This is a genomic window from Dyadobacter ginsengisoli DSM 21015 (assembly GCF_059568735.1).
The window spans coordinates 385,971-408,765 of record NZ_JCANTY010000002.1; the positions used below are offsets into that span (position 1 = coordinate 385,971).

General features: G+C 49.5%; 24 protein-coding genes. 5 read left to right on the forward strand and 19 right to left on the reverse strand.

The features are described from left to right. Nucleotides 1-113: 113 nt before the first annotated feature. Nucleotides 114-755, reverse strand: coding sequence for a hypothetical protein (locus BP71_RS07885; protein ID WP_496378021.1), 642 nt, complete (start codon nucleotides 753-755; stop codon nucleotides 114-116). 981 nt (nucleotides 756-1,736) lie between these two features. Between BP71_RS07885 and BP71_RS07890 the strand changes: the two genes are divergently transcribed. Next, entirely contained in the window at nucleotides 1,737-2,153 is a 417-nt protein-coding gene (locus tag BP71_RS07890) for a DUF3995 domain-containing protein (RefSeq protein ID WP_496378022.1), read from the forward strand. Between the two features lie 167 nt (nucleotides 2,154-2,320). Here the strand turns inward: BP71_RS07890 and BP71_RS07895 are convergent, their stop codons facing one another. The 6 genes from BP71_RS07895 to BP71_RS07920 all read right to left on the reverse strand — a co-directional run bounded on the left by BP71_RS07895 (nucleotide 2,321) and on the right by BP71_RS07920 (nucleotide 5,252). After that, on the reverse strand, nucleotides 2,321-2,536 hold the full coding sequence (locus BP71_RS07895) for a helix-turn-helix domain-containing protein (protein ID WP_496378023.1): 216 nt from the start codon (nucleotides 2,534-2,536) through the stop codon (nucleotides 2,321-2,323). A gap of 38 nt (nucleotides 2,537-2,574) precedes the next feature. Then, nucleotides 2,575-2,745, reverse strand: coding sequence for an integrase core domain-containing protein (locus BP71_RS07900; protein WP_496378024.1), 171 nt, complete (start codon nucleotides 2,743-2,745; stop codon nucleotides 2,575-2,577). 178 nt (nucleotides 2,746-2,923) lie between these two features. After that, a complete protein-coding gene (locus tag BP71_RS07905) occupies nucleotides 2,924-3,682 on the reverse strand; it encodes an SDR family NAD(P)-dependent oxidoreductase (RefSeq protein WP_496378025.1) in 759 nt (252 codons plus the stop codon). Nucleotides 3,683-3,809: 127 nt separating this feature from the next. Continuing rightward, complete coding sequence (locus BP71_RS07910; protein WP_496378026.1) at nucleotides 3,810-4,145, reverse strand: NAD(P)-binding domain-containing protein; 336 nt, start codon at nucleotides 4,143-4,145, stop codon at nucleotides 3,810-3,812. Between the two features lie 21 nt (nucleotides 4,146-4,166). Then, nucleotides 4,167-4,433, reverse strand: coding sequence for an NAD(P)-binding domain-containing protein (locus BP71_RS07915; protein ID WP_496378027.1), 267 nt, complete (start codon nucleotides 4,431-4,433; stop codon nucleotides 4,167-4,169). A gap of 54 nt (nucleotides 4,434-4,487) precedes the next feature. Continuing rightward, nucleotides 4,488-5,252, reverse strand: coding sequence for an SDR family NAD(P)-dependent oxidoreductase (locus BP71_RS07920; protein WP_496378028.1), 765 nt, complete (start codon nucleotides 5,250-5,252; stop codon nucleotides 4,488-4,490). 109 nt (nucleotides 5,253-5,361) lie between these two features. Between BP71_RS07920 and BP71_RS07925 the strand changes: the two genes are divergently transcribed. The 3 genes from BP71_RS07925 (at nucleotide 5,362) to BP71_RS07935 (ending at nucleotide 7,025) form a co-directional block, all read left to right on the forward strand. Continuing rightward, nucleotides 5,362-5,721 carry a winged helix-turn-helix transcriptional regulator gene (locus BP71_RS07925; RefSeq protein WP_496378029.1) on the forward strand — a complete coding sequence of 120 codons (360 nt, stop codon included), beginning with the start codon at nucleotides 5,362-5,364 and terminating at the stop codon, nucleotides 5,719-5,721. Between the two features lie 39 nt (nucleotides 5,722-5,760). Further along, on the forward strand, nucleotides 5,761-6,168 hold the full coding sequence (locus BP71_RS07930) for an HU family DNA-binding protein (RefSeq protein ID WP_496378030.1): 408 nt from the start codon (nucleotides 5,761-5,763) through the stop codon (nucleotides 6,166-6,168). Between the two features lie 326 nt (nucleotides 6,169-6,494). After that, the gene (locus BP71_RS07935; RefSeq protein WP_496378031.1) at nucleotides 6,495-7,025 is read left to right on the forward strand and encodes a zinc-binding dehydrogenase; all 531 of its coding nucleotides are present in this window, start codon (nucleotides 6,495-6,497) and stop codon (nucleotides 7,023-7,025) included. A gap of 494 nt (nucleotides 7,026-7,519) precedes the next feature. On the opposite strand, the gene BP71_RS07940 is transcribed toward BP71_RS07935, so the two are convergent. The 7 genes from BP71_RS07940 to BP71_RS07970 form a co-directional block, all read right to left on the reverse strand. After that, nucleotides 7,520-10,021, reverse strand: a complete 2,502-nt coding sequence (locus tag BP71_RS07940) for a PIG-L family deacetylase (RefSeq protein ID WP_496378032.1) — start codon at nucleotides 10,019-10,021, stop codon at nucleotides 7,520-7,522. A 27-nt stretch (nucleotides 10,022-10,048) separates the two neighbouring features. Further along, complete coding sequence (locus tag BP71_RS07945; RefSeq protein WP_496378033.1) at nucleotides 10,049-11,449, reverse strand: RagB/SusD family nutrient uptake outer membrane protein; 1,401 nt, start codon at nucleotides 11,447-11,449, stop codon at nucleotides 10,049-10,051. A 22-nt stretch (nucleotides 11,450-11,471) separates the two neighbouring features. Further along, nucleotides 11,472-15,044 carry a SusC/RagA family TonB-linked outer membrane protein gene (locus BP71_RS07950; RefSeq protein WP_496378034.1) on the reverse strand — a complete coding sequence of 1,191 codons (3,573 nt, stop codon included), beginning with the start codon at nucleotides 15,042-15,044 and terminating at the stop codon, nucleotides 11,472-11,474. Further along, the gene (locus BP71_RS07955) at nucleotides 15,041-16,051 is read right to left on the reverse strand and encodes a FecR family protein (protein ID WP_496378035.1); all 1,011 of its coding nucleotides are present in this window, start codon (nucleotides 16,049-16,051) and stop codon (nucleotides 15,041-15,043) included. The genes BP71_RS07950 and BP71_RS07955 overlap by 4 nt, the downstream gene beginning before the upstream one ends. A gap of 39 nt (nucleotides 16,052-16,090) precedes the next feature. Continuing rightward, nucleotides 16,091-16,747, reverse strand: a complete 657-nt coding sequence (locus tag BP71_RS07960; RefSeq protein ID WP_496378036.1) for a sigma-70 family RNA polymerase sigma factor — start codon at nucleotides 16,745-16,747, stop codon at nucleotides 16,091-16,093. 380 nt (nucleotides 16,748-17,127) lie between these two features. Then, entirely contained in the window at nucleotides 17,128-17,343 is a 216-nt protein-coding gene (locus BP71_RS07965; protein ID WP_496378037.1) for a hypothetical protein, read from the reverse strand. 309 nt (nucleotides 17,344-17,652) lie between these two features. Further along, complete coding sequence (locus BP71_RS07970; RefSeq protein WP_496378038.1) at nucleotides 17,653-17,931, reverse strand: hypothetical protein; 279 nt, start codon at nucleotides 17,929-17,931, stop codon at nucleotides 17,653-17,655. A 358-nt stretch (nucleotides 17,932-18,289) separates the two neighbouring features. On the opposite strand from BP71_RS07970, the gene BP71_RS07975 reads away from it, so the two are divergent. Further along, nucleotides 18,290-18,763, forward strand: a complete 474-nt coding sequence (locus BP71_RS07975; RefSeq protein ID WP_496378039.1) for a TetR/AcrR family transcriptional regulator — start codon at nucleotides 18,290-18,292, stop codon at nucleotides 18,761-18,763. Between the two features lie 645 nt (nucleotides 18,764-19,408). On the opposite strand, the gene BP71_RS07980 is transcribed toward BP71_RS07975, so the two are convergent. From BP71_RS07980 to BP71_RS08000, 5 genes are read right to left on the reverse strand one after another with little or no spacing between them, the layout of a single operon-like run. Continuing rightward, nucleotides 19,409-19,951, reverse strand: coding sequence for a DUF4833 domain-containing protein (locus tag BP71_RS07980; protein WP_496378040.1), 543 nt, complete (start codon nucleotides 19,949-19,951; stop codon nucleotides 19,409-19,411). A gap of 3 nt (nucleotides 19,952-19,954) precedes the next feature. Further along, complete coding sequence (locus tag BP71_RS07985; protein WP_496378041.1) at nucleotides 19,955-20,674, reverse strand: pentapeptide repeat-containing protein; 720 nt, start codon at nucleotides 20,672-20,674, stop codon at nucleotides 19,955-19,957. Beyond that, nucleotides 20,646-21,224 carry a TetR/AcrR family transcriptional regulator gene (locus BP71_RS07990; protein ID WP_496378042.1) on the reverse strand — a complete coding sequence of 193 codons (579 nt, stop codon included), beginning with the start codon at nucleotides 21,222-21,224 and terminating at the stop codon, nucleotides 20,646-20,648. The genes BP71_RS07985 and BP71_RS07990 overlap by 29 nt, the downstream gene beginning before the upstream one ends. Nucleotides 21,225-21,226: 2 nt before the next feature. Next, nucleotides 21,227-21,493 (reverse strand): acyl carrier protein, encoded by a 267-nt coding sequence (locus tag BP71_RS07995; protein WP_496378043.1) that lies wholly within the window; start codon nucleotides 21,491-21,493, stop codon nucleotides 21,227-21,229. A gap of 26 nt (nucleotides 21,494-21,519) precedes the next feature. Then, the gene (locus BP71_RS08000; protein ID WP_496378044.1) at nucleotides 21,520-22,794 is read right to left on the reverse strand and encodes a TolC family protein; all 1,275 of its coding nucleotides are present in this window, start codon (nucleotides 22,792-22,794) and stop codon (nucleotides 21,520-21,522) included. Between the last annotated feature and the right edge of the window lies 1 nt (nucleotide 22,795).

Here is a 22,795-nt window from a genome sequence, read left to right on the forward strand (position 1 = left end):
ATTCTGACAATGACCGCCCCCCCCCGACCCGATCGAACCGGGCATAGCGTTCTCATTAATAAATCAGTTTGATCCAGATAACGCCGACGTGTTAATGGGCACATTCGGAAATCCTATTTACCCTTCGAGCTCAATACCTTCTTTAAATGGAGTGCCGAGCCAACGCCAAGTTTTCGGAAAATAGTCGATTTTATCATCGTAATATGAACCTGCTTTTTGCAAAAAAAATCCGCTATCCACCGCACTGGCATGCCGTTTGCAATACAAATGGCAATTTCCATTTCCTGCCGCGTGAGCAGTCCTTTAAAATGAGTAACTGACCAGTTTCCGTATGGCCTGTTTTCCAGCTCCCCGAGCATCCAGATCAGCGCTTCCGGGGAGACATGCCGTTTCCCCTTCAATACAAGCTGTATACAATCCATCAACTCCGCTACCGGGGCATCTTTGGCAACATAGCCCATTACGCCTTCGCTCAGAAAAAAATGCGCCATTGCCGGATTCAACATGTAGTCCAGAATTATCACCGGCGCAACAGGATACAACCTTCTGACAAGCTGCATAAGCTCTGCCGGCCTGTCAAGACTGAGCTGTTCCAGTCCAATGATAACGATCTCAGCGGTGAAACCCGCGTCCAAGTCGCGTAGCTCGAGAAGTTTGTCAGATTCGGCTACATCAATGCCCGTAAAATTCGCGGTCAGCTCGGCAATAAGTCCCCTTCTGAGCAACGGGTGTTTATCAACCAATGCAATCTTCATCACAAAGTATTTTTTAAAGCGTGTAATAGGGTAAAACAGGGGTCAGTAAGCCTCCAACGCGGTTTGGTTGCCATGCTGGCGAATAACCTAATGGTTGACGATCGATTATATTTCATAAGAACCCACTACCTTCCGAGACGATTGGAACGTACATTCGGCAGATGATACGCCTGCTGAACTCACACCCGGTCAGTATTTCAGGACAATGGGAGCGATAAATCAAAATCTCCCGGAAACACCGGGAGATTGATCCTTTTACTCAACGTATGCCTTGCCCGGGTCTGTCATCGTCGGTTCTATCCACGGCCGATACCCTGCAAGCAGTATCTAATGTTCTCATATAGCAAACCTGTGACGCCTCACAAAAGTCACATCTCCTGGAAATCCAGGAGACTGATTTAGTTACCAAACGTCATCTGCGTAGTCCTCACGTTTTCCTGTGTCTTCTTTCGCCAGAAACCGATCCTGCGATGTATATAGACTGATACGATCTCGGACCCTACAAAGATTACACAATACGGTCAGCTCTATGGGGCAAAATCTGAGCAAACATGCGGCAATTTCTTTTTGCCAGAAATTTTTCGAGAAATACGTCATATTCTCAACGGCGGATCGTGTGTTTACCCGCCATCACTTCCTACTTGTGGAAGCAAGCCCCTTCAAATAGGCTACGATTTGTTCGTTTACAAGCCGCGCTGCCCGTCAAGTGGATATTGCATGGACCCAAGGCTCAATATTTACGGAACGGGTCCGTGGTCAGATACCCCCTTTGTTCCGTAGCGGCACTCAAACTGATTAGGAGGGGAAGAAAATAACCCCAAATGGATTTTGACCTATCTTTATTAAGATTTTCGCCCGTTACCTGCGATAGTAGGATTTACCTTGCGAAATCATTTAGACCATGGCATTTCCGATAAAAAAGCTGTTTTTGGCTCAAGCAGTGGCAAGTCGCCGAGTCTTACAATCTATTCCTCCCCAAAAATGGTATACCTGGCGCTGGCAATCCTAAATTCACTGTTTTTCACCTCACTGGCCCTTATACATCTGAACTGGCTGTTGGGCGGCTCGTTTGGTAGCCTATTGATCCCTACCGATGGTAATAACCGATTGCTTTTTAAACCTAACGGAGCAAAAGTGGGCATTTTGTGCGCCGGTTTTCTATTCTTTGCATTAATCAATCTGGCGCGAACCGGCATGTTGGCTCAGTCAACAGTTGAACCCTTCGCCCGTTACGCCATAGCCGCGATCGGAATGCTGCTATTACTTCGAGCGATCGGAGATTTCGCCTATGTCGGATTCAGTAAGCGCTTTTATAACAGCCGCTTTGCACATACGGACACCAGGATTTTCAGCCCGATTTGTCTGTTGATGGCCTTTTTCCACTTCGCATTGCTGTAATACGGTACCCTGCCGATATCCGCCAGTCGCACAAGTCCCAACCACCTACCCGATGGAATATCGGATCGAACCGAATTAGTTCAGGGGATTCAATCTCTTCCTTGTATTCATCACCCTTCCTGGGTATTGCTACGGTACCTGCAAATTGGGAAACCAGCGTCTGGCAGCTAAAGAGCGATAGGAGTTATACCGAATTTGTTTTTAAAAGATGTATAGAAATGTGATAAATTCTCAAAGCCCACATCAAGGTAGATATCAGAGGGCTTTTTTCCTTTGCTAATGAGATAGCCGGCTTCGGTAAGCCTCTTATCTTGTAGCCACAAGGAATATATAAAGGGTTTTTCCTTGGGTCTTATCGGAATGTTCGTGTGCCTGCTATTCATTGATACCTTTCTAGATGAGCGGCTGAAGCCTTACCTTATCACTTTACAGGCAATGGCGGGGGAATAATCAAGCAAAGGTTGGATCCGGCAGGCCAATAATAATTTTCGACACTTTTATCCCTTAGAGTCCGATTCATTCTTTCTGCCAGGGCATTTTCGTATGGATCACCATTCTCGGTCATGCTGATATCAACCTTATTATCCTTCAAAAGTTGAATGTACGCCCTCGAACAATACTGAACACCCCGGTCAGAACAAAAAATCCCTGCTTCACTAGGAAACAGGAACTTGACAGATTACCTGTCTTTTCATCGCCCCCTTTGCTGCTTAGGTCGCAATATTGTAGTCAACCATAATTTGGTATCGTAGCCTCTTTGCATGATGAATTTAGAAACCGTACATACCACCCGAAACTGAAATTTGCTCGCCCGTAATCCAAGCTGCATCATCGGAAGCAAGGAATACGGCAGCTTTCGCAATATCTTCGGGCTGGCCTCTACGACCAAGCGGTGTATGGGCAATAAACATTTTTTCATACTCACTGTCAACTGTGACGCCCGCGCTGGTTGCCCCTTCTGTCTGAGTAGCGCCAGGTAAAATAGAATTGATGCGGACGTTTTTCGCACCCAGTTCTTTTGACAAAGAAATCGTGATGGCATCTAATGCTGCTTTGGTTGCAGAATACAAAGAGACTCCCGCCATCGGCGATTTGCTTGCACCCGAACTGATGTTGATGATATTGCCACCCTTATCGCCAAACAGTTCTAAGGCTGCCTGGATCGTAAGTACAGGACCTAAAACATTGACATTGAAATGCTGGTGAAAAGCTTCAACTGATGCCTGCTCAATGGGTAAGAATTGCTGAAAGACCGCGTTGTTTACTAAAATATCCAACGTGCCGAAAGTCTTCCTAGTTTCTTCGAACAGCCTGATTACGTCGGGTTCCTTCGACACATCGGCCTGTACCGCAATGGCTATCCCTCCATTGTCGGTAATTTCCTTTACCACATTGTCTGCGCCTTCTTTACTTGAGGCATAATTCACAACCACCTTTGCGCCTTCGGCGGCAAAGTGTTTTGCGATGGACGCACCTATTCCTTTTAAAGCACCGGAAACGACCGCTACTTTGTTTTCTAATTTATTCATTATTCTATTAGTTATTGTTTAACGGCAACTCCTGTTTAGGCGAGTGCTTTGCCATTATTTAATATCAAAACTTTGGTTCTATCTGTTCAAGAGGTAGGATCGCATTGAAATTTGCGATAGCAATTCATCAGTCGAACTTCACCAGGTCTTTAAAGATCAGTTGACCCCAGCTATTTCTGCGCGCCTGCACAAGTAGTCCACCTTCTGAAAGTCCGCCAAGCTTGATGGCCGAAAAGCCGAGATTTTCCGCAAGCGCACCAATCTCCGTTGCTGCGCCCTCATCGTCGCTTGCAAGGAAAACGATTCTCCTCCCACCATGAACGGTCGGATCCTGCCCAATGACGGCAGCAACCAAATGATTGAAGCCCTTAACGAGCCTAAAGCCTGTGAAGGCCTGGGCAACGGCTACCGCAGAAGGCTGTCCTCCCAGCTTTTCAGGCGACACGCCGTAGGCATTGGTCACATCGACGATGGTTTTTCCCTGTCAGCTGGGCAGCGCCTTTGCGACATCCGGGTGCGACTCAAAACGCACGGCCAAAAAGATTACATCCGCCTTTACGGCTTCTGGCAGCGTTGTAGGAATGATTGCAGGTCCGATCGCGGCCGCCTCGGATGCAAAGTTCTCCGGCTTGCGTGTGGTTGCAAGCGATACTTGGATGCCTTTGCGGACAAACGCCTTGGACAAGGCCCGTCCGATCTTTCCAAAACCGACAATAGCGTAGCTCACTTCTTTATTTTCTGATTGATTCAATTTAGATTATTTTTATTAGCACGGGTTAATCAACCCGCGTCAGTACTGGGTCAATTATTTAGACAAATAGCTTAGTCCGCCGTCAACAAGGAGTTCAGCCCCAAGCATGAATGAAGAATCATCGGAGGCCAGGAAAACCGCTGTTTTGCCAATGTCAGAGGGTTGCCCGATCCTGCCGATCGGCATTACCTCTGCCCAGTATTTTTTAACAACTTCCAATTGTTCTGCTGGGACAAACCTGTCGAATACGGGTGTGTCTGTCGTGCCCGGAGATATGACATTTGCTCTGATTTTTCTGTGCAAAAGGTCATTTGAAAAGCCTTTTGCGAAATGGATCACAGCCGCTTTGGCAGCACCATAAAGTGAAAATGAGGCGTAAGCCCGGTGCGCTGCATTCGAGCCGATCAGGATGATAGAACCACCATCGTTCATATGCGGCAGTGCTTTATGAACAGTGAAATAGACACTTTTCAGGTTCAGATCCATTGTCCTGTCGTAGTCTGCTTCGCTGGTATCCGCCACAGAACCAAATGCTGCTCCTGTAACCGCCCCACCTGCATTGGCTACAATCACGTCTATTTTACCGAATTTCTCCGATGTTTCTTTAAACACCCTTTCCAGGTCCGCAAGGCTTGTCACGTCAGCATTGATGCCAATGAAATCCCCCCCCAGTTGCGCCACAGAACGATCCAGCGTTTCCTGGGATCTTCCGACAATAGCTCCCACGGCACCTTCATTTTTGAATTCCTGGGCAATGCCAAACCCAATGCCGCTATTGCCGCCTGTAATAACTGCTACTTTGTTCTTTAATTTGTTCATTATCAGGTTTATTTTAATTTGTATTGCAAAGGAACTATCAATAGTTTATTTTATGAAACCATAATAGTCTATTTTGGTTACCAATGGGTAACTACAAATTCTTCCAGATATGAGAGACGACAGATTTTGCAATTCAAATTGCCCGTTTACAAGAGCTATTGGCACGATTGGTAATAAATGGAAGCCCATCATTATCAATGTAATGGGCACCCGTACCATGCGTTTTGGTCAGTTAGATGCCATCGTGCCGCATATTTCAAGAAAGGTACTGACCGAACAGCTGAAAGAGCTAGAAGAAGACGGTTTATTGGAAAGATTGGCTTACAAGGAACTACCGCCAAGGGTGGAATATCGGCTGTCCGAAAAGGGCTTGGCTTTTTTGCCAATTTTAGAACACATTAAAGAATGGAATTTAAAGTATGAAGTAGCTGCAATTCCTAAGGAGACTCATTACAAATATCCCGTATAGGGAACAAATTGACAATTTCGGCGTTCTTAGATGCTTTAAGTGTTCTCCCAGAGGGATTTAAGATCGCTCGTTTATTTCAGTTTCAGCCCAGATCGGGTTCAGACTCACTTCCCAAATCTTAATTTTACGGCGAACAACCACAAACACGCATCAGAAATGACCAAAGCAGACCTTGTTTACCAGATAACTGAAAAGACCGACATCCCAAAGGAAGAAGTTGAAAAAATCATCAAATCTATTTTTGCAACCATCAAAGATTCGCTCAGTCAGGGAGAAAACATCTATTTCCGCGGCTTTGGCAGCTTTATCATCAGGCAAAGAGCTGCAAAAACGGCAAGAAACATTTCTGAGAAGACCACTATCGTCATCCCCGCTCACCAGATTCCTTTCTTCAAGCCAGCCGACGACTTCATCAGTCAGGTCAAGGAAGGGATGCTGGTAAAATAGCACAGCACCGCTTTGATGGCCTAAAGAACCCGTAACAAATGCTGCGGGTTCTTCAATACCAAGTAGTACCGGCAGACCCTGCTCATTGCCTCTGCCATTTCCGGTGGTAGGCATCCGGTACCTGAGGGGCCTGACCCAGATGGATCAGGCTGGGCTGCTTATGACTAAACGAGGGTTCGTAACAGATCTAACCATACTCGCTTAGCTGCCTGACATATCTGAAATAGGTATCCCGGCTACTGACCCTGGCAAGACCAATTACCTGATGGGAGAAAACCATCAGCGGCTGCCGGTACTGCTGAGCGGCCCAGCATATTTCTTCACGATTGCAGCCTGGTTTTCCACGTATAGTTGTTCTTTTTGCTTTACAGATTGCGAAAGCAGCCGGGGCAAGAATCATCGCGACAACCAGTTCAAACGAAAAAGCGGAAAGGTTAAGATCCCTGGGTGCGTATGCCGTGATTAATTACAACGAATTCCCCAGGTGGCATGCGCAGGTATTGTCGCTAACAAATGGAGAAGGTGTGGACATTACCCTTGATATGGCCGGAACCAAAACCATCGCAGAATCTTTGCTTTCTGTCAAGGAAAATGGATTTGTGGGCACTGCCGGGTTTATCTCCGGGGCTGATTTACCAATTAATATTCACGAGCATCACATCAACATGTCCTTCCTCAGAATACAGGGGCTTGCTGTTGGCAGTGCAGAAAGTTTTGCGGCGATGAACCGGGCAATCGAGATCAATGATCTGCATCCGGTGATTGATACCGTTTTTCCACTTAATCAGGTAAAGGAAGCGTACCGCAGACTGGAAAAGGGTAAACGTATCGGCAAGGTTGTGGTATCGATATCATAAAAAGTAAGGACACTCTAAAGAAGGATTTATAAGCTGAAAGCATTTGTGATCAACAAATATCGACAGGCGGACTCAGTTTTTTAAAACTATTGAATTTCTTGCTCTTGACAATCCGTCAACTGAAATCAGGCCCCGGAAACAGCAGCAGAAAAAGGAGAGCCCAGTTTTTAAATCTTAAACAAGTAAAGCCTGGTGTATTACCACAGGCTTTACTCTATTTCACCCTTGACCTCCCTCGACAAACACTGGAAACTTTACTTTCAACCATCTGAAAACCCGGGAGGGGCTCAATTTAACTTAATTTCATCCGTTCGCTGTCCAGTAAAACGGGAGTATTTCAGAAGCAAGCGGCCGACAACATGCGAGCGCTTACAAACAGACGTAAGCCAATGCGGCTTGTTTTGAAATTTGCATAGTGATCAGGAATAGTGATAAAGCTGCCATCAAATTACCGATTTTCCGAGACGGCCGCAACCGGGAAATTGCTGTTCCCCCTATTTCCCGAGCGACAACAAGTTGACAAAGATGCGGTACGCGCCCGGCACCCCGGCAGGAAGCTCGCGAAACCACGACAAGCTGGTATACACATAATTACCCTTCCCGTACTTAGCCACCAGGATACCGCCGTCCAGCGCCGGACTGTCAGGATCGTTGGAAGAAATCACGGCTTCATATTCAGATGACCATTTTTGCGGAAAATACAGGCCCCGCTCCTGCACCCAGTTTTCGAAGTCGGCAGCCGTGATCTTGTTCGGGCTGTTCAAGACCGGGCTTTCCGGTTTCAGGAAGCGCACCTGAGAACCTTCCACGGTGATCCTGTCACGCGTTAGTTCAAAGGGATATGGGCCGATAACCTTCATCACCAGATCCATTTCAGTATTGTACTGGATAATTAGATTGCCTCCATTTTTAACATAATCCAGCAGCACCGGCTGATGATGCCTCATGCGCTCATTGGTATTGTACAGCCGCACCCCTGCTACAATGGCGTCGAAATGGCTGAGTTTTTCGGGGGTAATATCCTTGTCTTCGAGGATTGTCACCTGATAACCGATCTGGCGGAGGCTCACAGGGATCAGGTCGCCCGCGCCCATCAGGTAGCCGATATGATTGCCCTTCTTGATCAGATCGAGCCTAACAGCCCTCGCGGTCGCTTTTGGAAAAAACGCCTGTGCCGGGATATGGTCGTAGGTGATCTGTGCCAGGCTGTTACCGTAATCCTTTCCGTCCACCTCTGCCAAGACGGTCATTTCCACATCCTGCGAGCCTGCGGGTGGGTACAGCATAAACTCCACCACGTGTTCGGCCCCCTTCGAACTGATCGCGAAAGGTTGGCTGGCCGGCACCGATTTCCATCCTTCAGGCAACCGTAGTGCCGCCTGCCCTTTGCAATCGTCTTTCCCGGCTTTCAAAGCCACGAGCACTTTCTTGGCTTGCCCATCTTCGAACATGTACACATCCTGCAAAATATTTGCAAACACCGGCGGCGTCACCACCAGCGGCTGGTACACCTCCCCCGCCACTGGGTCTTTCTTTTTGAAGACAACCGGCGTCTCATAGCTAAGTTGCTGTCCATCGATGCTCAGCTCGAAGCCGACCACCGCCACCGGCGGATTCTCGTCCCTACCGATCTCGTGCTGGTCGTCGACCGAAAAAAGTCCCTTGTAACCAATCGGCTCCCGAAGCCAGTAAGGTTGTGAAACAGGCGTGCTGACAGGAATTTTGGTTTGAAACACCAGGTCGGCCCCCTCGTTGTTTTTCAACGGCTGGCTGAGCACGGTATCTCCGCCGAAGGGCAATTTCACCTTTTGTAAAATCACTCCGGCTGCCGAACGGTTGATCGCCTCCACAGATACCTGCATGGGTTCTCCCGCCGTGAACGAATAGTCGGGTGCGGTAGCTTCCAGGTACAGGCCCAGTGTGTTTTTAATGAGCTCATCGACCTCTTTCAGCTTGATATTTTTCCAGAAGGGATCCTGCAACTTACCGACCTCCGTCCTGATTTTCAGCAATGCAGGCACGCTAGCGTCTGGATTCCCGGGTTTGTACGCCGCGATCAGCGCTGTTACCATGGGTTGAATCTTGTCCCCGCCCTTCACCCTGCCCCAGGTGGTATTAATATCTTCAAAAAGGTCTTTTTGCGCCTTGGGCCCCTTGGTATGTTGCAGATACTCTATCGAAATACCCCGGCTGCCGATCGATCCGAAACCTTGGCTTTTATGCATGCTGCGACTCTCGGCCGAGATTTCGCCGTACGATTTACCCAGCAGCGCGTTGTACCCGCCTACGTCGATCTGCAAATAATTGCGTGCATTTTTGACAAACTCCTCCCGGTTGCGCACGGCCCACATGCCAATGTTCCACATCAGCCGTTTTGCTTGCCAGGGTTGTATAAATTTTAACTGCTCCGGGAACCGTTTTGGGTCGGCAGCGGCGTCGAATGCTTCTTCGGCCAGGATAGACGACGCGCTATGGTGTCCGTGACCGGCGCGAGCATCGGGCGGAAAGCGGGTTACAATCACGTCGGGTCGCACATTGCGAATCACCCAAACGGCATCCGCCAGCAGTTTCTCCCGCTCCCATATTGTGAACACCTCTTCGGGGTTTTTGGAAAAGCCAAAATCGTTTGCCCGCGAAAAATACTGCTTGCCGCCATCTACACGGCGGGCCTGCAACAGCTCCTGGGTGCGGATCAGCCCCAGCTGCTCGCGAATCTCCGTACCGATCAGATTCTGGCCGCCGTCGCCACGGGTAAGCGCCAGGTAGCTGGTATTGAACTGGCGACCGTTGGCCATATAGGCGATGAAGGTCGTATTCTCATCGTCCGGGTGAGCGGCCATGTAGAGCACATTACCGAGCACATTCAATTTCTGCATATCGTGCAGGATCTTCGCGGCGGTCGGTTTGGCCGGCATTTGCGCCTGACTGGCGGGTATTTGCGCAGCCAGGGCAAGGCACAGCGCTGCCACCGCTTGTCGTAATAGAAAGCGTGTCATAGGAAAAGGGTATAGGAAAGAGTCTGGTTAGTTTTGAGTATAGGATGAATTGATGTCCAGTTCACGTTGCGGGATCAGGAAAAGCAACCGGGCATTTTTACCCTGTCCCTGCATGACTTCGCCGGCCTTTCCAAACCGGAGCAGGTCGGCCCAGCGGTGATTCTCGAAAGCCAGTTCCACCCGCCGCTCACGCAGTAGTTTTTCCTCGAATGTACCGGGTGAAGCTGCGCTGATGGGACTTAACTTCGCCCGAGCACGCACCTCGTTGATATAACCATAGGCCTCCGGCGATTCGCCCAGCGCCTCGGCCAGCATCAGCAGCACGTCGGCATAGCGCAGTACCATAAAATTGTAGGAAGCATCGTTTTCATTGAATGCATTCTCCCTGCCGAATTTGGTGATAAAACGGGTGTCGTTCCGCGAATGCGAGATCAGCACGCCCGAACTGTTGACATAGCTGGTGTCCATCGATTTCAGAAACCGGTCGTCGCCCCGTTCGAAAGCATTCATCATGCCCACGGTAGGCCGGTTCTTGTAAGCACCGGTTGTTTGCCGCAAGAGCGGTGAAAATGCGTTCGTAAAAGCATTGCCCGTACCAGTGCCGCCTCCCTTGAACTGGACTTCGAAAATCGATTCAGCATTATTCTTGTTGGCAAGTCCCCACAGGCCCGCATAGTCGGGCAGCAACGTGTAGCCGTAGGTATCCACGATCCTTTTCAGCGCGATTGCCGCACCTGCCTTATCGCCGGCGGTCAGCATGACTTTCCCCAGCAATGCCGCAGCCGCACCTTTGGTAGCCCGACCGATGTCCGCCGCAGCATATCTGACAGGCAACGCAGCCTCCGCAGTTTGCAAATCGGCGACCAGCTGCTGGTATACCTGCGTGGCAGGCACTTGCGGCATCGCCAGGCCCTCCGCCACGGATTTCGGCTCGGTCAGCGGCATCGGAATGCGCCCGAACGAAACCGTGAGGTTATAGTAAAACAGTGAACGAAGGAATAGCGCCTCGCCACGGATACGCTCTTTCAGGACGGCATCCATCGCGATGCCGCCGATGCGGTCGAGCACGATGTTGCAGCGGGCAATGCCCAGGTACGAATCGGTATAGGCGGCGGTGATGAGCTCGCTGGTGGCGATTTCGGAGAAGTTGTCGATCACCGTCAGTTCCGCGCCCAGGCCGGTGCCGTCCGGCCCCTGGTCGGTATTGTCCGAGCGCATTTCCTGCATGATCCAGTAACTCTGGTTATAGGCGCCGTTGAGTTGCAGGGCTTTGTAAGCCGCATTGATGGCGGTCGTCATGTCGCCGGCGGTGAGGTAGAAACCGTTGACGTTGCGCTGGGTGACTGGGTTCAGATCGGTAAATTCCTGGCTGCACGACCACGCACCGACAGCGATCGTCAGGACGGCGAGAATGTGTTTCAGTTTCATATATTGCGCGGATCTATGAATTTCAAAATGTTACATTTAAACCAAATGTGAAATTACGCGACAGCGGGTACGCACCGTAGTCTTCCCCTTGCACGCCCGTCAGGCCCGACTGGTTGTTGACTTCCGGATTATAACCAATGTATTTGGTGCTTGTAAAGAGGTTAGTACCCGACACGTAAGCCCTCAACGACTGTACTTTGCCCAGCATGGTTTTAGGAAATGTATAGCCAAGCGTAATGCTTCGCAACCGGAAATAAGAGCCATCCTCCACCTGGTACGATGAAGGTCTGTTATTGCCCCCGTGGAGATCGGTAAGGCGGTCGGCGCGCGGAATGGTGCCGTTACCGGGGTTCTCAGGCGAAATCCAGCGTTCGGTCCAGTCCGTGTAAGAGTTGGTCGCAGCCTCCCCGTTGCCTAGGTGGCGGCGTGTGAGGTTCAGGATCTTGGAGCCTTGCACGCCCTGGAAGAATATGCTCAGGTCGAGTCCTTTGAAGCTGAAACGGTTGGTAATCCCGTACATGAAATCGGGCATGTAGTTGCCGATCACCGTCCGGTCGCCGGCATCCACTTTACCATCGCCGTTCACATCTTTGAAACGCAGGTCGCCGGGGCGTGCTGCCGGGGCGAGGGCATCTTTGGGCGCGGCATCGATTTCCGCCTGGGTCTGGTAAATGCCCTCGACCACATAGCCGTAATAACTTCCGATGGGTGCGCCGATCAGGGTGATATGCCGAATGCCAGCACCGCCTGTGCTCAGGATCGGATCGCCGGTAGGGCCTAATTGGAGGACTTCATTCCGGTTGCGCGAGAAGTTAAAGTCGGTAGACCAGGTAAATGCACCCACGATGTTGCGGCTGTTGACTGTCAACTCGATCCCCTTGTTCTCTACTTTCCCGATATTTTGCAAGGCTGTCGAAAAGCCAACAGAGGAAGGCACTTGCACATTCAGCAGAAGGTCCGTCGTCTTTTTGTGATACCAATCGGCCGAAATGAACAGGCGGTCTCTGAAAAGGCCCATGTCCAGTCCTATGTCCGTCTGGGCTGTTTTTTCCCAGGTCAGCCGGTCGTTGCTGATTGTCGAAGGCGCGATGCCATTCACGATCACATTGTTGAACGTGTAGTTATATGGGCTGAGCAAACCGATCGCGGCATAGTTCGGGATCAGGAAGTTTCCGGTTTGCCCCCAACTGGCCCGGATTTTCAGGTCGCTGATCGGTTTGACGCTTTTCATAAAAGCTTCTTCCGACAATCGCCAGCCCACCGACAGCGACGGGAATGTGCCCGACTTGTTGCCTGCCCCGAAACGGGAAGAACGGTCGGAACGGATCGTCGCGGTGAGAAGGTATTTATCCCGGAAAGCATAATTCATCCTGGCCAGCATCGAAACCAGCGACCATTCCTGGCGGTTATCCCCACCGCTCGTTACCTGCCCGCCGCTGATAGAAGGCGACAGATCGTCGGGGTGGTTCTGCGCGTAAACCTGGTTGGCGTCCAGTCTGTCTTTCTGGGCGCTATAACCCGCCACCGCCGAAACATGGTGTTCCTTGCCGAACGTCTTGTCGTACGATAAGGTGTTTTCGACCAGCCAGTTGTAATTCAGCGACGCATTGGACTGTGCATACGGGTCGCCGGTGGTCGCATTGCGGTTCAGAAACGCGCGTGCCATATAAAAGGAGCGGTTATAACTATTCACATCGACACCGGTGTATAATTTGTATTTCAACCCTTCCAGGATTTCATATTCTGCAAATGCATTGCCGAACGTCCGGAACTGTTTCAGATCGTCGGTCACATATTTGATGATCGCGAGCGGATTACTGGCGGCGGTCATGTTGGCGCCCCGGCCGTCTTCGGTTAGCAAATGCGACTGGTTGTCGGTCTGGTTGATGCTGCCGTCGGGCAAATAGGGCGTTACCGTGGGTGATGTTACTAGCGCGGAATAGACAATCCCCGGCGGATCGGCAAAGTACGGTGCGCCGGCTGGCGAGCGGTCGGTGTTGGTAAATGAAGGGCTTAATCCGAAACCGATCTTCAACTTTTTCACCGGGTTCACCTCCATATTGGCGCGAAAACTGTAACGCTCGAAACCGCTCCGGTCGATAATCCCTTTCTGGTTGAAATAGCCGCCTGAGAAATAGTAGTTCATCGTTTCGGTCCCGCCGGACACCGATGCATTATAGCTTTGTACCGGCGCGGTTTTAAAAATAATATCCTGCCAGTCGGTATCGGTGCCGGTAGGGTTGGCAAAATCGTCGGGAATAAAATAGCTCCCGTTGGTCGTTTTCGTGTAGCGGGTTGCATTGTTGTCGTTGATATTGGCACCGGCTACATCTTGCAGGTAAGCATTGTTTTTAGTATCCTTTACGTAGGCGGTAAGCTCCGCCGCATTCATCAACTCAACACGCTTGGCTACCGACTGCACCCCGAAATAGGCGTCGAAACCGATCTGGGGTTTGGAACTGCGTTTACCATTCTTAGTCGTGATCAGGATTACCCCGTTGGAACCTCTGGAACCATAGATTGCCGCTGCAGAAGCGTCTTTGAGCACTTCCAGCGATTCGATATCGTTAGGATTAATCGTTCCTAACGGGTTTGAAGGCGGCAATGCAAAAGCCGTCGTCCGCCGCGAAATGTCGCCCTGAATACCGGGATCCATATTTTTGGTTACCGGAAAACCGTCGATCACATACAGCGGCTCATTGCCGGCAGATACCGAGCCAAGGCCTCGTACGCGCACGGTGGTAGCCGCACCCGGCTCGCCGCTCGGCTCCTGCACCTGCACTCCGGCGATCTGCCCTTGAATGGCATTCTCGAAGTTAGTCACCTGTACCTCGCGGATGTTCTTGGCCGATAGCGAGCCGATCGAACCGGTGATATCCCCTTTTCGCTGCGTGCCGTACCCTACCACCATTACCTCGCTCAGGCTGCTCACCGAGGCATCCAGGCGTACGTCGATCGTCGTCTGGCTGCCTACCGTTATTTCTTTGGTAACATAGCCGATAAAGGAAAATACCAGCACGGCATCACGCTCGGGTACCGCGAGTGAGAAATTCCCGTCCATGTCGGTTACCCCACCGCGGTTGCTGCCCTTCACCAGGATGCTTACGCCGGGAAGCGGTTCATTCTTTTCGTCGGTCACCCGGCCCTTCACCGTCACGTCGGCTGTGCGGCTGCGCTCGGGCGGGCCTGTAAATTCCGATTCCGGTTGCTCGCCAAAACGCACCTGCTTCACGGGCGCCGCGTTTGGCTTTTCATGCTCTTTTTTTCGGATCAGATAAGTCTTCTTACCTGTCTTCACATATTCCAGACCGGTGGGTGCCAGCAGCCTTTTGAGCTCCGTTTCCAGATCGCCCCTCACGGATTCCGCACCGGCGGCCACCTGGATGCCCTGTATCGCCGAGGGTTCAAACAGAATGCTCACGTGATGCTTTTTGCCCAAATCGATGAGCACTCCTCGGAGCTTGACGGAATAAACTGCCTGCTGGCCCTGCTGATACATGGCGGGCCTCAGCAGCGCGATATCCTGTGCGAAAACGGTCGGAGCAGCGAGTACGGCCCCGCCGGCCAGGCATGTGCGTAAAATCGGGATCTTCATAGGTCTTGTTTTTGGGGAATACGCAGTTCTATTTCGTCGCTAGTGCGGTCAATTTCCATTTCAAACATGGCCGAAAGGGTTTCGAGCAGGGCGTCGGCATCCCTGGCCTGGTAAATTCCACCGATGGTCAGCTCGCCGAGGCGCTTGTCTTGGATCCTGATCCGGACCGCAAACCGCTCGTTGATCTGCTCGACGACTTCGGTCAGGCGGGTGTCTTCAAAATAGAAGGTTTGCTCTTTCCAGGCTGTAATGGACAGGGGTTCTGCGGGGGTCACCACTTTGAACGTGCCTTTATGCTCGGTCATAAAGTAGTTGCCTGGTGCCAGGTACACGGGCTTGCCCTCAGGCAGGTTGAGTTTCACTTTGCCTTTGGTCAAAAACACGCGTTTGCCGCGCGCCCGTGAAAAGGCGTTGAACTCGGTGCCCAGCACTTCTATCCGGTAGCCGTCGCCCATCAGCACCTCGAAACGCAGGTCATCGCGGGTATGCGTAACCTTGAACTCCGCCTCGCCGTCGAGCCACACCTGCCGTACATTCCGGCCAAAGCCGAACCGGGGCACTCTTAATACAGAATTGGAATTCAATGTCACTTCGGTACTGTCGCTGAGCAGGATGCTGGTAAAATGCGCTTTGGACGATTCGTAGGTTTTATACATGATCTGCGCCCGGAACACAAACCCGAGCACCAGTAATGCCAACGCTGCCGCGAGCGAACCGGTTGCGGCAGCGCTGAACGAACGGCCCTTTTTTTCTTCCGACTCGGGGGCGGTAAGTGGTCTTACGGGCCTCTTCGCTTCCCCGTTCAGGAACGAGTCGTAATGCCGCTGGGCACGCTGCTGGTCGATCCGTAATTGCGGGTGGCCCCGCTCCCATTCGTCCAGACATCGGTAATAGTAACTTTGGTGATCGGCGTCTTCAAGCCATTGCTCGATCAGCTTTCGTTGCAGGGACGTCGCCTTCCCTTCGAAGGAGTCGAATAAGGCCTGCCTGGTTATCAGTTGATCCATTGAAATAAACTTTGAATGTGTCGTTGTCTGTGCCGGTGGTCAGGGAAGCAAAAAGCACATTGCCGCGAGAAACCAGCTCTGTTTCAAGCCCGTGCGCAGGCGGGCCAGGGCCCTACCTACCAGTCCTTCGACCGCTTTGGTTGTAATCTGCAATTCACCGGCGATCTCCTCGTATTTTTTGCCCTCCACCCTTTTGAGCAGGTAAGCGCGGCGGCATTGGGGCGAAAGCTCCTGGATAATGCTTTCGATTTTCAGGTAAAGCTCGGTGTATTGCATGGCGTCATCCGGAGCAATCGTATGCGCCACCGGTGCGAAATGCAAGGCTTCGAGCGGGTCGGTCGGCTGCACTTTCCAACGGAGATAGTTATACGCACGATGCCGGATCGCCGTGTAGAGGTACGACCGGTACGAATGAATCGGCTGTTCGAAAATGCGCTGCTCCCAGAAGATCTCGAAGAACTCCGAGACGATGTCCTCTGCCGTCTCCCGCGAATGTACAAAGCGCGCGGCGTGATTGCAGAGCGTTACATAATACCGTCTGAAAAGCAACGAGCAGCCCAGCCTGGGATCTTCATGGAAGGTTTCGCGAAGAAGCCGCTCGTCATCCGTTTCGATCGTGGGCTTGTCGCTGCGGAAAGTTCCGGGCTGAAAAACCCGGGTGAAGTCTGCGGAGTTGTCTGGTATGGGTAAAGTCATGCCGGGAATCGTTTACTGCCTGAATACTTACCAGACAAGTTTTCTCCGAAAATCCCTCGCAAAACATTCCATTATATTTTACAAAAACAAAGAAGTGCAAAATATTATTATATTTTATTGCGATTTTACAAAATCAACATATTGTACATTGTGCCCTTTCCAAAAATGGAAGCTCCTATATAACCAAAGTTTGTTTGTTATCGGTAAAATCCATCATCTTGTCTTTGAGGCCTGCCAATTCTCGTTCCATGTAGGCAATCTTATCTGCGGTTCTTTTGGCTTGGTATCTAGTTTGGTCAACGCGGATAAATTCCATTCTATGTCTGACCATTTTATAGTAAATGGTCGCTATTTTATTAGCCGTAGCAACAATCGCGTACTTATCCACCTTTTGATTTCATTCTCCGGTCATTGCCAGTTTCGCCCAAAATAGATAACGCGCTCAGTTCGCTAAGACCATAAATTTTCAAAATGTCAGATCCTGAAATTACCTTCATAAAGTTGATCACATTCATAGCGGGGGGCATTCTTCTTTTGTTTATTTCCATTTCAGTCAGAGGAATCTCGGTCGTTTTTGAAGGCAGCATATCTTTCAAACTCCGCTTCAATCTTTTGGTCTAGTTTATTGATCTCTGTCTGAAAGAAACAGTAGCATCGATAGCTCTGTACCAGTGCATATACGATACACTGCTACGATTTTCGTTGAGTCATCTCTTTGATAATAATCATACTCTCTTAATGCAAGTGAAAAAAGCGCCTATTATCTTTTGTCTCTCCTTATCTACGCCGGATTGGGAACAAACTAGTCCCGATCATTTAGAAATTCCATCCGCTATGAAAGCGAAAGACAGAAAATAGTTAAAAAGGACCACTGCCCGGACGATCCTTTTTAACATCAACCCTGCCTACTTTGTCGGGTGCGGAGCGATGAGCTGCACCTGAATATACCCTCCGCCGTCCAGCGAAATACCTTTCTTGAAACTGTCGGCACCGCCGTTCGGGTCGAATTCGTAAATGAATGCTTCCTTATCGACCGGGCTGATGCCGGTGTAGTATTTGCCGTTGAAAACCAATGGCGAACGCACCATCCCTACCGGACTAAGCGGGCTGTTCATCACGGTGACGGCTTTGATGTTCAACTTCAGTTTCACTACCTGCGCGATGTCATTGACATCCCGGACCAAATAATTAATAACTTTGCAAAAAACCTCGATCTGTCAGTTGGGGCAGGTATCGGTTATCACTCACGCATTGGCCTGGGCGTAGGCGCTCGCTATATCGCAGGGCTATCCAAAGTAGGAGACTTCTCAGGAAATAACATTGACCCGGACTTTAAAAACAGCGTAATCCAGGCAAGTATCTTCTGGGCAATCCCATTCAAAAAATAGCATTCGACGCGATTGGCATTGTATAGCGCCCTCGTTGCAAGATCCCGGACAAATTGCATTAGACAACCTGTCCGGGCTCGTTTTTGAAATGAAAGCATCTAAACCAGACCACAACCAAAAATTCTACACTACCGATTAGCCAGAACACAGCAGAATGGGATCTATAAAATCACGCATCGTAGAATGTGAAAAAACTGATCAGGACTTTTCTCCAGAGAACAGACTTAAGAGGGCGGCTATCTCTGCCTTCGTTAACAAAGGCTTTTACGGGGCAACTACCGGCGACATCACTGACAAAGCAAGCGTAAACACTGCTTCGCTCAACTACTATTTTCGTAGCAAGGAACGGCTCTTCGAAATATTATACAAGGAACAACTGCAAGCCTTCAAGGGTACATTCACTTCAATCGTAAAGAGCGCCAAGCCACTTAGGGAGAAAATAATAGAATTAGTAAACGACCGGTTTGATCTCTTAATAAATAATATTGAAGGGGCTGCCATGCTCTTACACGAGTCGGCAAAACATCCAGCCTTATTCAATGAAATCATAGATAGCTTTGATCTTTCGGCGCTCGATGAGCTCAATAGCAGTTACAAGATAGTGCTGAAAAGGGTCAAACAACACTAATTGATGCCAGGCAATTAATGATGATGATAGAATCCATTGGTATAACGGTACTTCTGCACAAGCCGATCATTATGAACCTACAGAACTTGAATGAAAAGCAATTCCCGGAGTATGGTGAAGCTTACAAGGAAAATGCGCCTGAGGTATTAATCGGAGGATTATTTTTTAAATAATATCTGTTGACTTAGCTGAGAATCAAGCCCGTAACACAGGCTTCAACTGTCCTGATTGCATAAAGGACAATTGGTCATGCTCATTTAGTTTACCACGGCGAGCCCTATGAGCAGTTATTACGCACGGTTCAGGAGTCGTGCAAAAAAAAGATAAATCCTCCCAAAAAATCAGGAGGATTTATTACCTAACACCCTGGCAGTCACCTGCTGCCATCTCATCCAAAATTGATAGAAAATTCGGCCCTGAATTCTCCAAGGAAGAATTTATTAAAAAACCCTACAAACGATTGACGCCGCTTACATTAACGCCAACAATAATCAACTCAAAACCCAACTTCCCAAACAGGAAGAGCGTTCTTCACCATCTGTGCTTCATCATAATTTTAAAACTGATCAATCGGTAGCCGATTTAAAATATTTCCCCGAAAAGTCGGGGAATATTTAAATCACAACTGTACTATACAACTTCTAATCATTTTACTTTGATGCGTTCTATTTCGATCATTTTGTCGATAACCCGATACCCTTGAATTTCAATGTAGGAAAGCTCGGGGGATAACGTAGAACCACCTGTTATGTTCAAATAAACTCTTCCCAGCCTGCATGTCTTGCCGTTAATCGCTGTCTGCACCCAGTAGTTACCCGGCCTATCTCCCCGCAAAAGCAAACGACGTCCTGGTACAGCCACAATCCGGAAATCAATTGAGTCCTTTCTGAACTGCCGCACCGTTACACCATAGGCGAAACTCCGTTGCAACGCGGTTAGCCCGGATCGTTTCCCGCTGGTGGCATAGTTCATCCAAAATACATCAACCGGATGATCCGGATCTAAATTGCCATCGCCTTTGACATTTGCCGTATAGCAAACTGTGTTTGTGTTCGGGTCCCGCTGGATGTAAAACAACAGTTCCTTGACATCCGTAGGCTTCGGCCATTTTACGGTTTTGAAAATCTCTTGGGAGTAGCATCTGCCGCAGATCAATAAATAAGCCAAAGAAATTGTTATCGCCTTCATCACTCAATTCCCATTACTACTGGTTTCTACAAGCACAATCCTGTAAAAGCCCAGTTGATTTTTCCGTTGCAACAGTGGAAGGCTACTGTACGCAAACTTGACGTTAGTAAGGTAATTTGCATCTAAATCCAATTCAATATGCTCCGCCTGGCTGAAATCAACGTTAGCGATAATACTTCCTTCAAATTGACAATCCAGCAAATTGGACTCACAAAAACTTACACTGTCTAACGCGCAACCGCGGAAGTCGGCACCTCGCAATGAACTTTGATCAAATACAGTATTTGTCAGCCTGGTGTTTTTAAACCTGGCCTTGTCCAGATTACATATCCTGAACTGAAATGAAAGCATGTGTTGGTTGCAAATGGAAAAATCGGAATGGCTTAACTGGCATTTGGCGAATTCCACATCCATAAAACCAGCCCCTTCAAGTATCGGTGAAGACAGGTTGCAACCAGAAAATCGGCAGTTGATAAAGTTAGAACCGGAAAGATCACAGCGCGAAAAATCGCTTGCGGTAAAATCGCAGTCAAAGAATTGCCGATTTTGCAGGTCCCCTTCGAACACTTGGTTGTAAAACCTACCTTCTTTTACTGCAACAGGGATTTGTGGATTCTTAATCATCTGTCTTGTATCATTATCGGCCTGAGGGCCGTCAATTTCCTTCTGGTTATTAGCACAATAACACAGCAACTCAATCACGAAAGTCTTTTCTGGCACCATAAAGCCTAAACCCCTTCTCAGTTAATAATCCCCGGATGAAGTGGCGCTTAGCATGTGGCCAATCGCCAGGAGTTATGGGCTGCCATTCGACAAGTCCAAGCCACATCTGTGAAACAAGCACTTCATTTGTATCTTCCCAAAAGTATCCCTCGCTAACACCGTTTTTGATTGCCGGCTGTATGATCCATTTCTGTAAATCGTAGTTAAATAGTCTCAGTAGATCGTTGGCGAAATCAAACGATCGTTTCAGGTCACGGAAGAAGTTCGCATTGGTATCATTCTTGACTTGCTGCAAATAGTCCGACACCTTATCTATTATTTCAATAGCGCTCCTCGCCCGCGAACGAATCTCGGATAACCGGCAAAAGTGAGCAGCCAACTCAGTTTCCACAACAATATTGACCAGGCCTTCCTTACTTTCAAAGTGCTTATAGATGGTCGCCTTGGATATGCCAAGCGATTTGGCAATGTCATCATTGGTGACAGCATTGATCCCTAACCGTCCGAAAAACTCGGATGCCTTATTGATAATCCGGCTTCTCGTTTCCATCTTTAATTGCTGCCATCTATGAGTACGATCGCTGACACGGCGCGAAGGACATAGTTTTCCAGGCTGCTGACGATCATCAATTGGTCCTGATCGGTGTCCATAACCTGGATCCCGAAGTACAGCTCGAGCTTTAATGTAAGTTCAGCGATATCCAGGCTGTCCAGTCCCAGATCGTAAATCATATGCATTTTTTCGGTGATTGCCGATGCTTGCAGCCCGGAACACTCGCTAAGCAGTTCGTACAAAGGCCTTCTAATGTTGATATTCATTAATTATTGTTGGTGTCAGAAGTGGCTTATTTCAATTCTCCGAGCGCCTTTAACAAGGCCGCTTCGTTCATACGGTATTCTACTTTCGCGTCAATAATGCTGCTGGTCGCCTGCTGCCAAAGGGTCTGGGCTTCCAGCACGTCCTGGCCTGTAACAGTCCCTGCCTCGAACCGGTCGTTACTGAGCCTTAGGTTTTCCTCGGCCTGCAAGACAGACGCGCGTGACAAGTCGATTTTTTTGGCGGATTGGTTGACCTGTAAGTAAGCATGCTGGATTTCCAGTGAAAGCAACTCGCGCGTTTCCTGCAACTGGGCCTTCTGCGCCTGGATTTTGAAACTTTGCTCTTTGACTTTGCTGGCCTTCAACCCCCAATCCCATATCGGTATACTGACGTTGAGCATCCCCACATAGGATGCCATCGCATTGCCCCCGCTTTCGAAATTGATGTTCTTTCCAAACGAGCCGAAACCGGCAGCGAGCAGCGAGACACTGGGTTTAAAATCGGCCTGCAACAGCTTTCGATTGAGTTCCTGGGCTTCCAGTCCCCGCTTGATCAGCTGTATTTCTGACCGGTGCTCTACTGCCGAAAGCAGCGAATCGTTTTGAAGCATTGCGAAATCGCCGGTGACAGAGTCAGACACTACGAAAGAAGTATTGCGCGGATCGCCCATCAACTGTGCCAACTGCATTTTAGCCATCAAAAGTCCGTCACTTGCCCGGGCCAGATTGAGCTCGTTCTCGTTCTTTTGCACCTGTACCCTGAGCAGGTCATTTTTGTAAGTCATCCCGGCCTGATAGGAGTCGTCCAAGTCTCGGTAAAGAGAATCCAGCATGACACCAAACCGGCCAGCCAAACCGATCTTTTCGCTGATGCTCACGATCTGCCAATACGATTTTTCTACTTCCAACAGGACTTCCGTTTCTGTCAGCACTTTCTGTGCCTGGGCTATTTCGACGCCTTTTGCGGCGGCCTGCTGACCGAGGCGGATCTTTCCCCCAACGTAAATGGGTTGCCCGATCGTAACCGTAGGACTGGCCAGCACAGAAGGTAACAGCGCGTTGAGCGGCTTTCCAACATGTAATGCCGCTACCGAACCATCAATAACCGGCTTACTGGTAGCTTTGGCCCCTGCTTCCGCGGACTGTGCCGCTTTGATCTGGAAGTCAGCCTGGGCAAGCCGGTTGTTGGCCACCAGCGCCATCTTTTTTGCTTCGGTCAGGGTGACCCTGACCTGGGCATTGGTTCTGTAACTTATAAGGGCAATCAGCCCTGCGATGATATATGGTTTATAGAAATTCATG

Coding starts and splice junctions, on each gene's coding strand:
- BP71_RS07890 (WP_496378022.1), top strand. CDS start 1,737: ATGGTATACCTGGCGCTGGCAATCCTAAATTCACTGTTTTTCACCTCA.
- BP71_RS07995 (WP_496378043.1), bottom strand. CDS start 21,493: ATGAATATCAACATTAGAAGGCCTTTGTACGAACTGCTTAGCGAGTGT.
- BP71_RS07945 (WP_496378033.1), bottom strand. CDS start 11,449: ATGAAACTGAAACACATTCTCGCCGTCCTGACGATCGCTGTCGGTGCG.
- BP71_RS07955 (WP_496378035.1), bottom strand. CDS start 16,051: ATGGATCAACTGATAACCAGGCAGGCCTTATTCGACTCCTTCGAAGGG.
- BP71_RS07940 (WP_496378032.1), bottom strand. CDS start 10,021: ATGACACGCTTTCTATTACGACAAGCGGTGGCAGCGCTGTGCCTTGCC.
- BP71_RS07920 (WP_496378028.1), bottom strand. CDS start 5,252: ATGAACAAATTAAAGAACAAAGTAGCAGTTATTACAGGCGGCAATAGC.
- BP71_RS07905 (WP_496378025.1), bottom strand. CDS start 3,682: ATGAATAAATTAGAAAACAAAGTAGCGGTCGTTTCCGGTGCTTTAAAA.
- BP71_RS07985 (WP_496378041.1), bottom strand. CDS start 20,674: ATGGTGCCAGAAAAGACTTTCGTGATTGAGTTGCTGTGTTATTGTGCT.
- BP71_RS08000 (WP_496378044.1), bottom strand. CDS start 22,794: ATGAATTTCTATAAACCATATATCATCGCAGGGCTGATTGCCCTTATA.
- BP71_RS07950 (WP_496378034.1), bottom strand. CDS start 15,044: ATGAAGATCCCGATTTTACGCACATGCCTGGCCGGCGGGGCCGTACTC.
- BP71_RS07980 (WP_496378040.1), bottom strand. CDS start 19,951: ATGAAGGCGATAACAATTTCTTTGGCTTATTTATTGATCTGCGGCAGA.
- BP71_RS07975 (WP_496378039.1), top strand. CDS start 18,290: ATGGGATCTATAAAATCACGCATCGTAGAATGTGAAAAAACTGATCAG.
- BP71_RS07885 (WP_496378021.1), bottom strand. CDS start 755: ATGAAGATTGCATTGGTTGATAAACACCCGTTGCTCAGAAGGGGACTT.
- BP71_RS07990 (WP_496378042.1), bottom strand. CDS start 21,224: ATGGAAACGAGAAGCCGGATTATCAATAAGGCATCCGAGTTTTTCGGA.
- BP71_RS07960 (WP_496378036.1), bottom strand. CDS start 16,747: ATGACTTTACCCATACCAGACAACTCCGCAGACTTCACCCGGGTTTTT.
- BP71_RS07895 (WP_496378023.1), bottom strand. CDS start 2,536: ATGAATAGCAGGCACACGAACATTCCGATAAGACCCAAGGAAAAACCC.
- BP71_RS07925 (WP_496378029.1), top strand. CDS start 5,362: ATGAGAGACGACAGATTTTGCAATTCAAATTGCCCGTTTACAAGAGCT.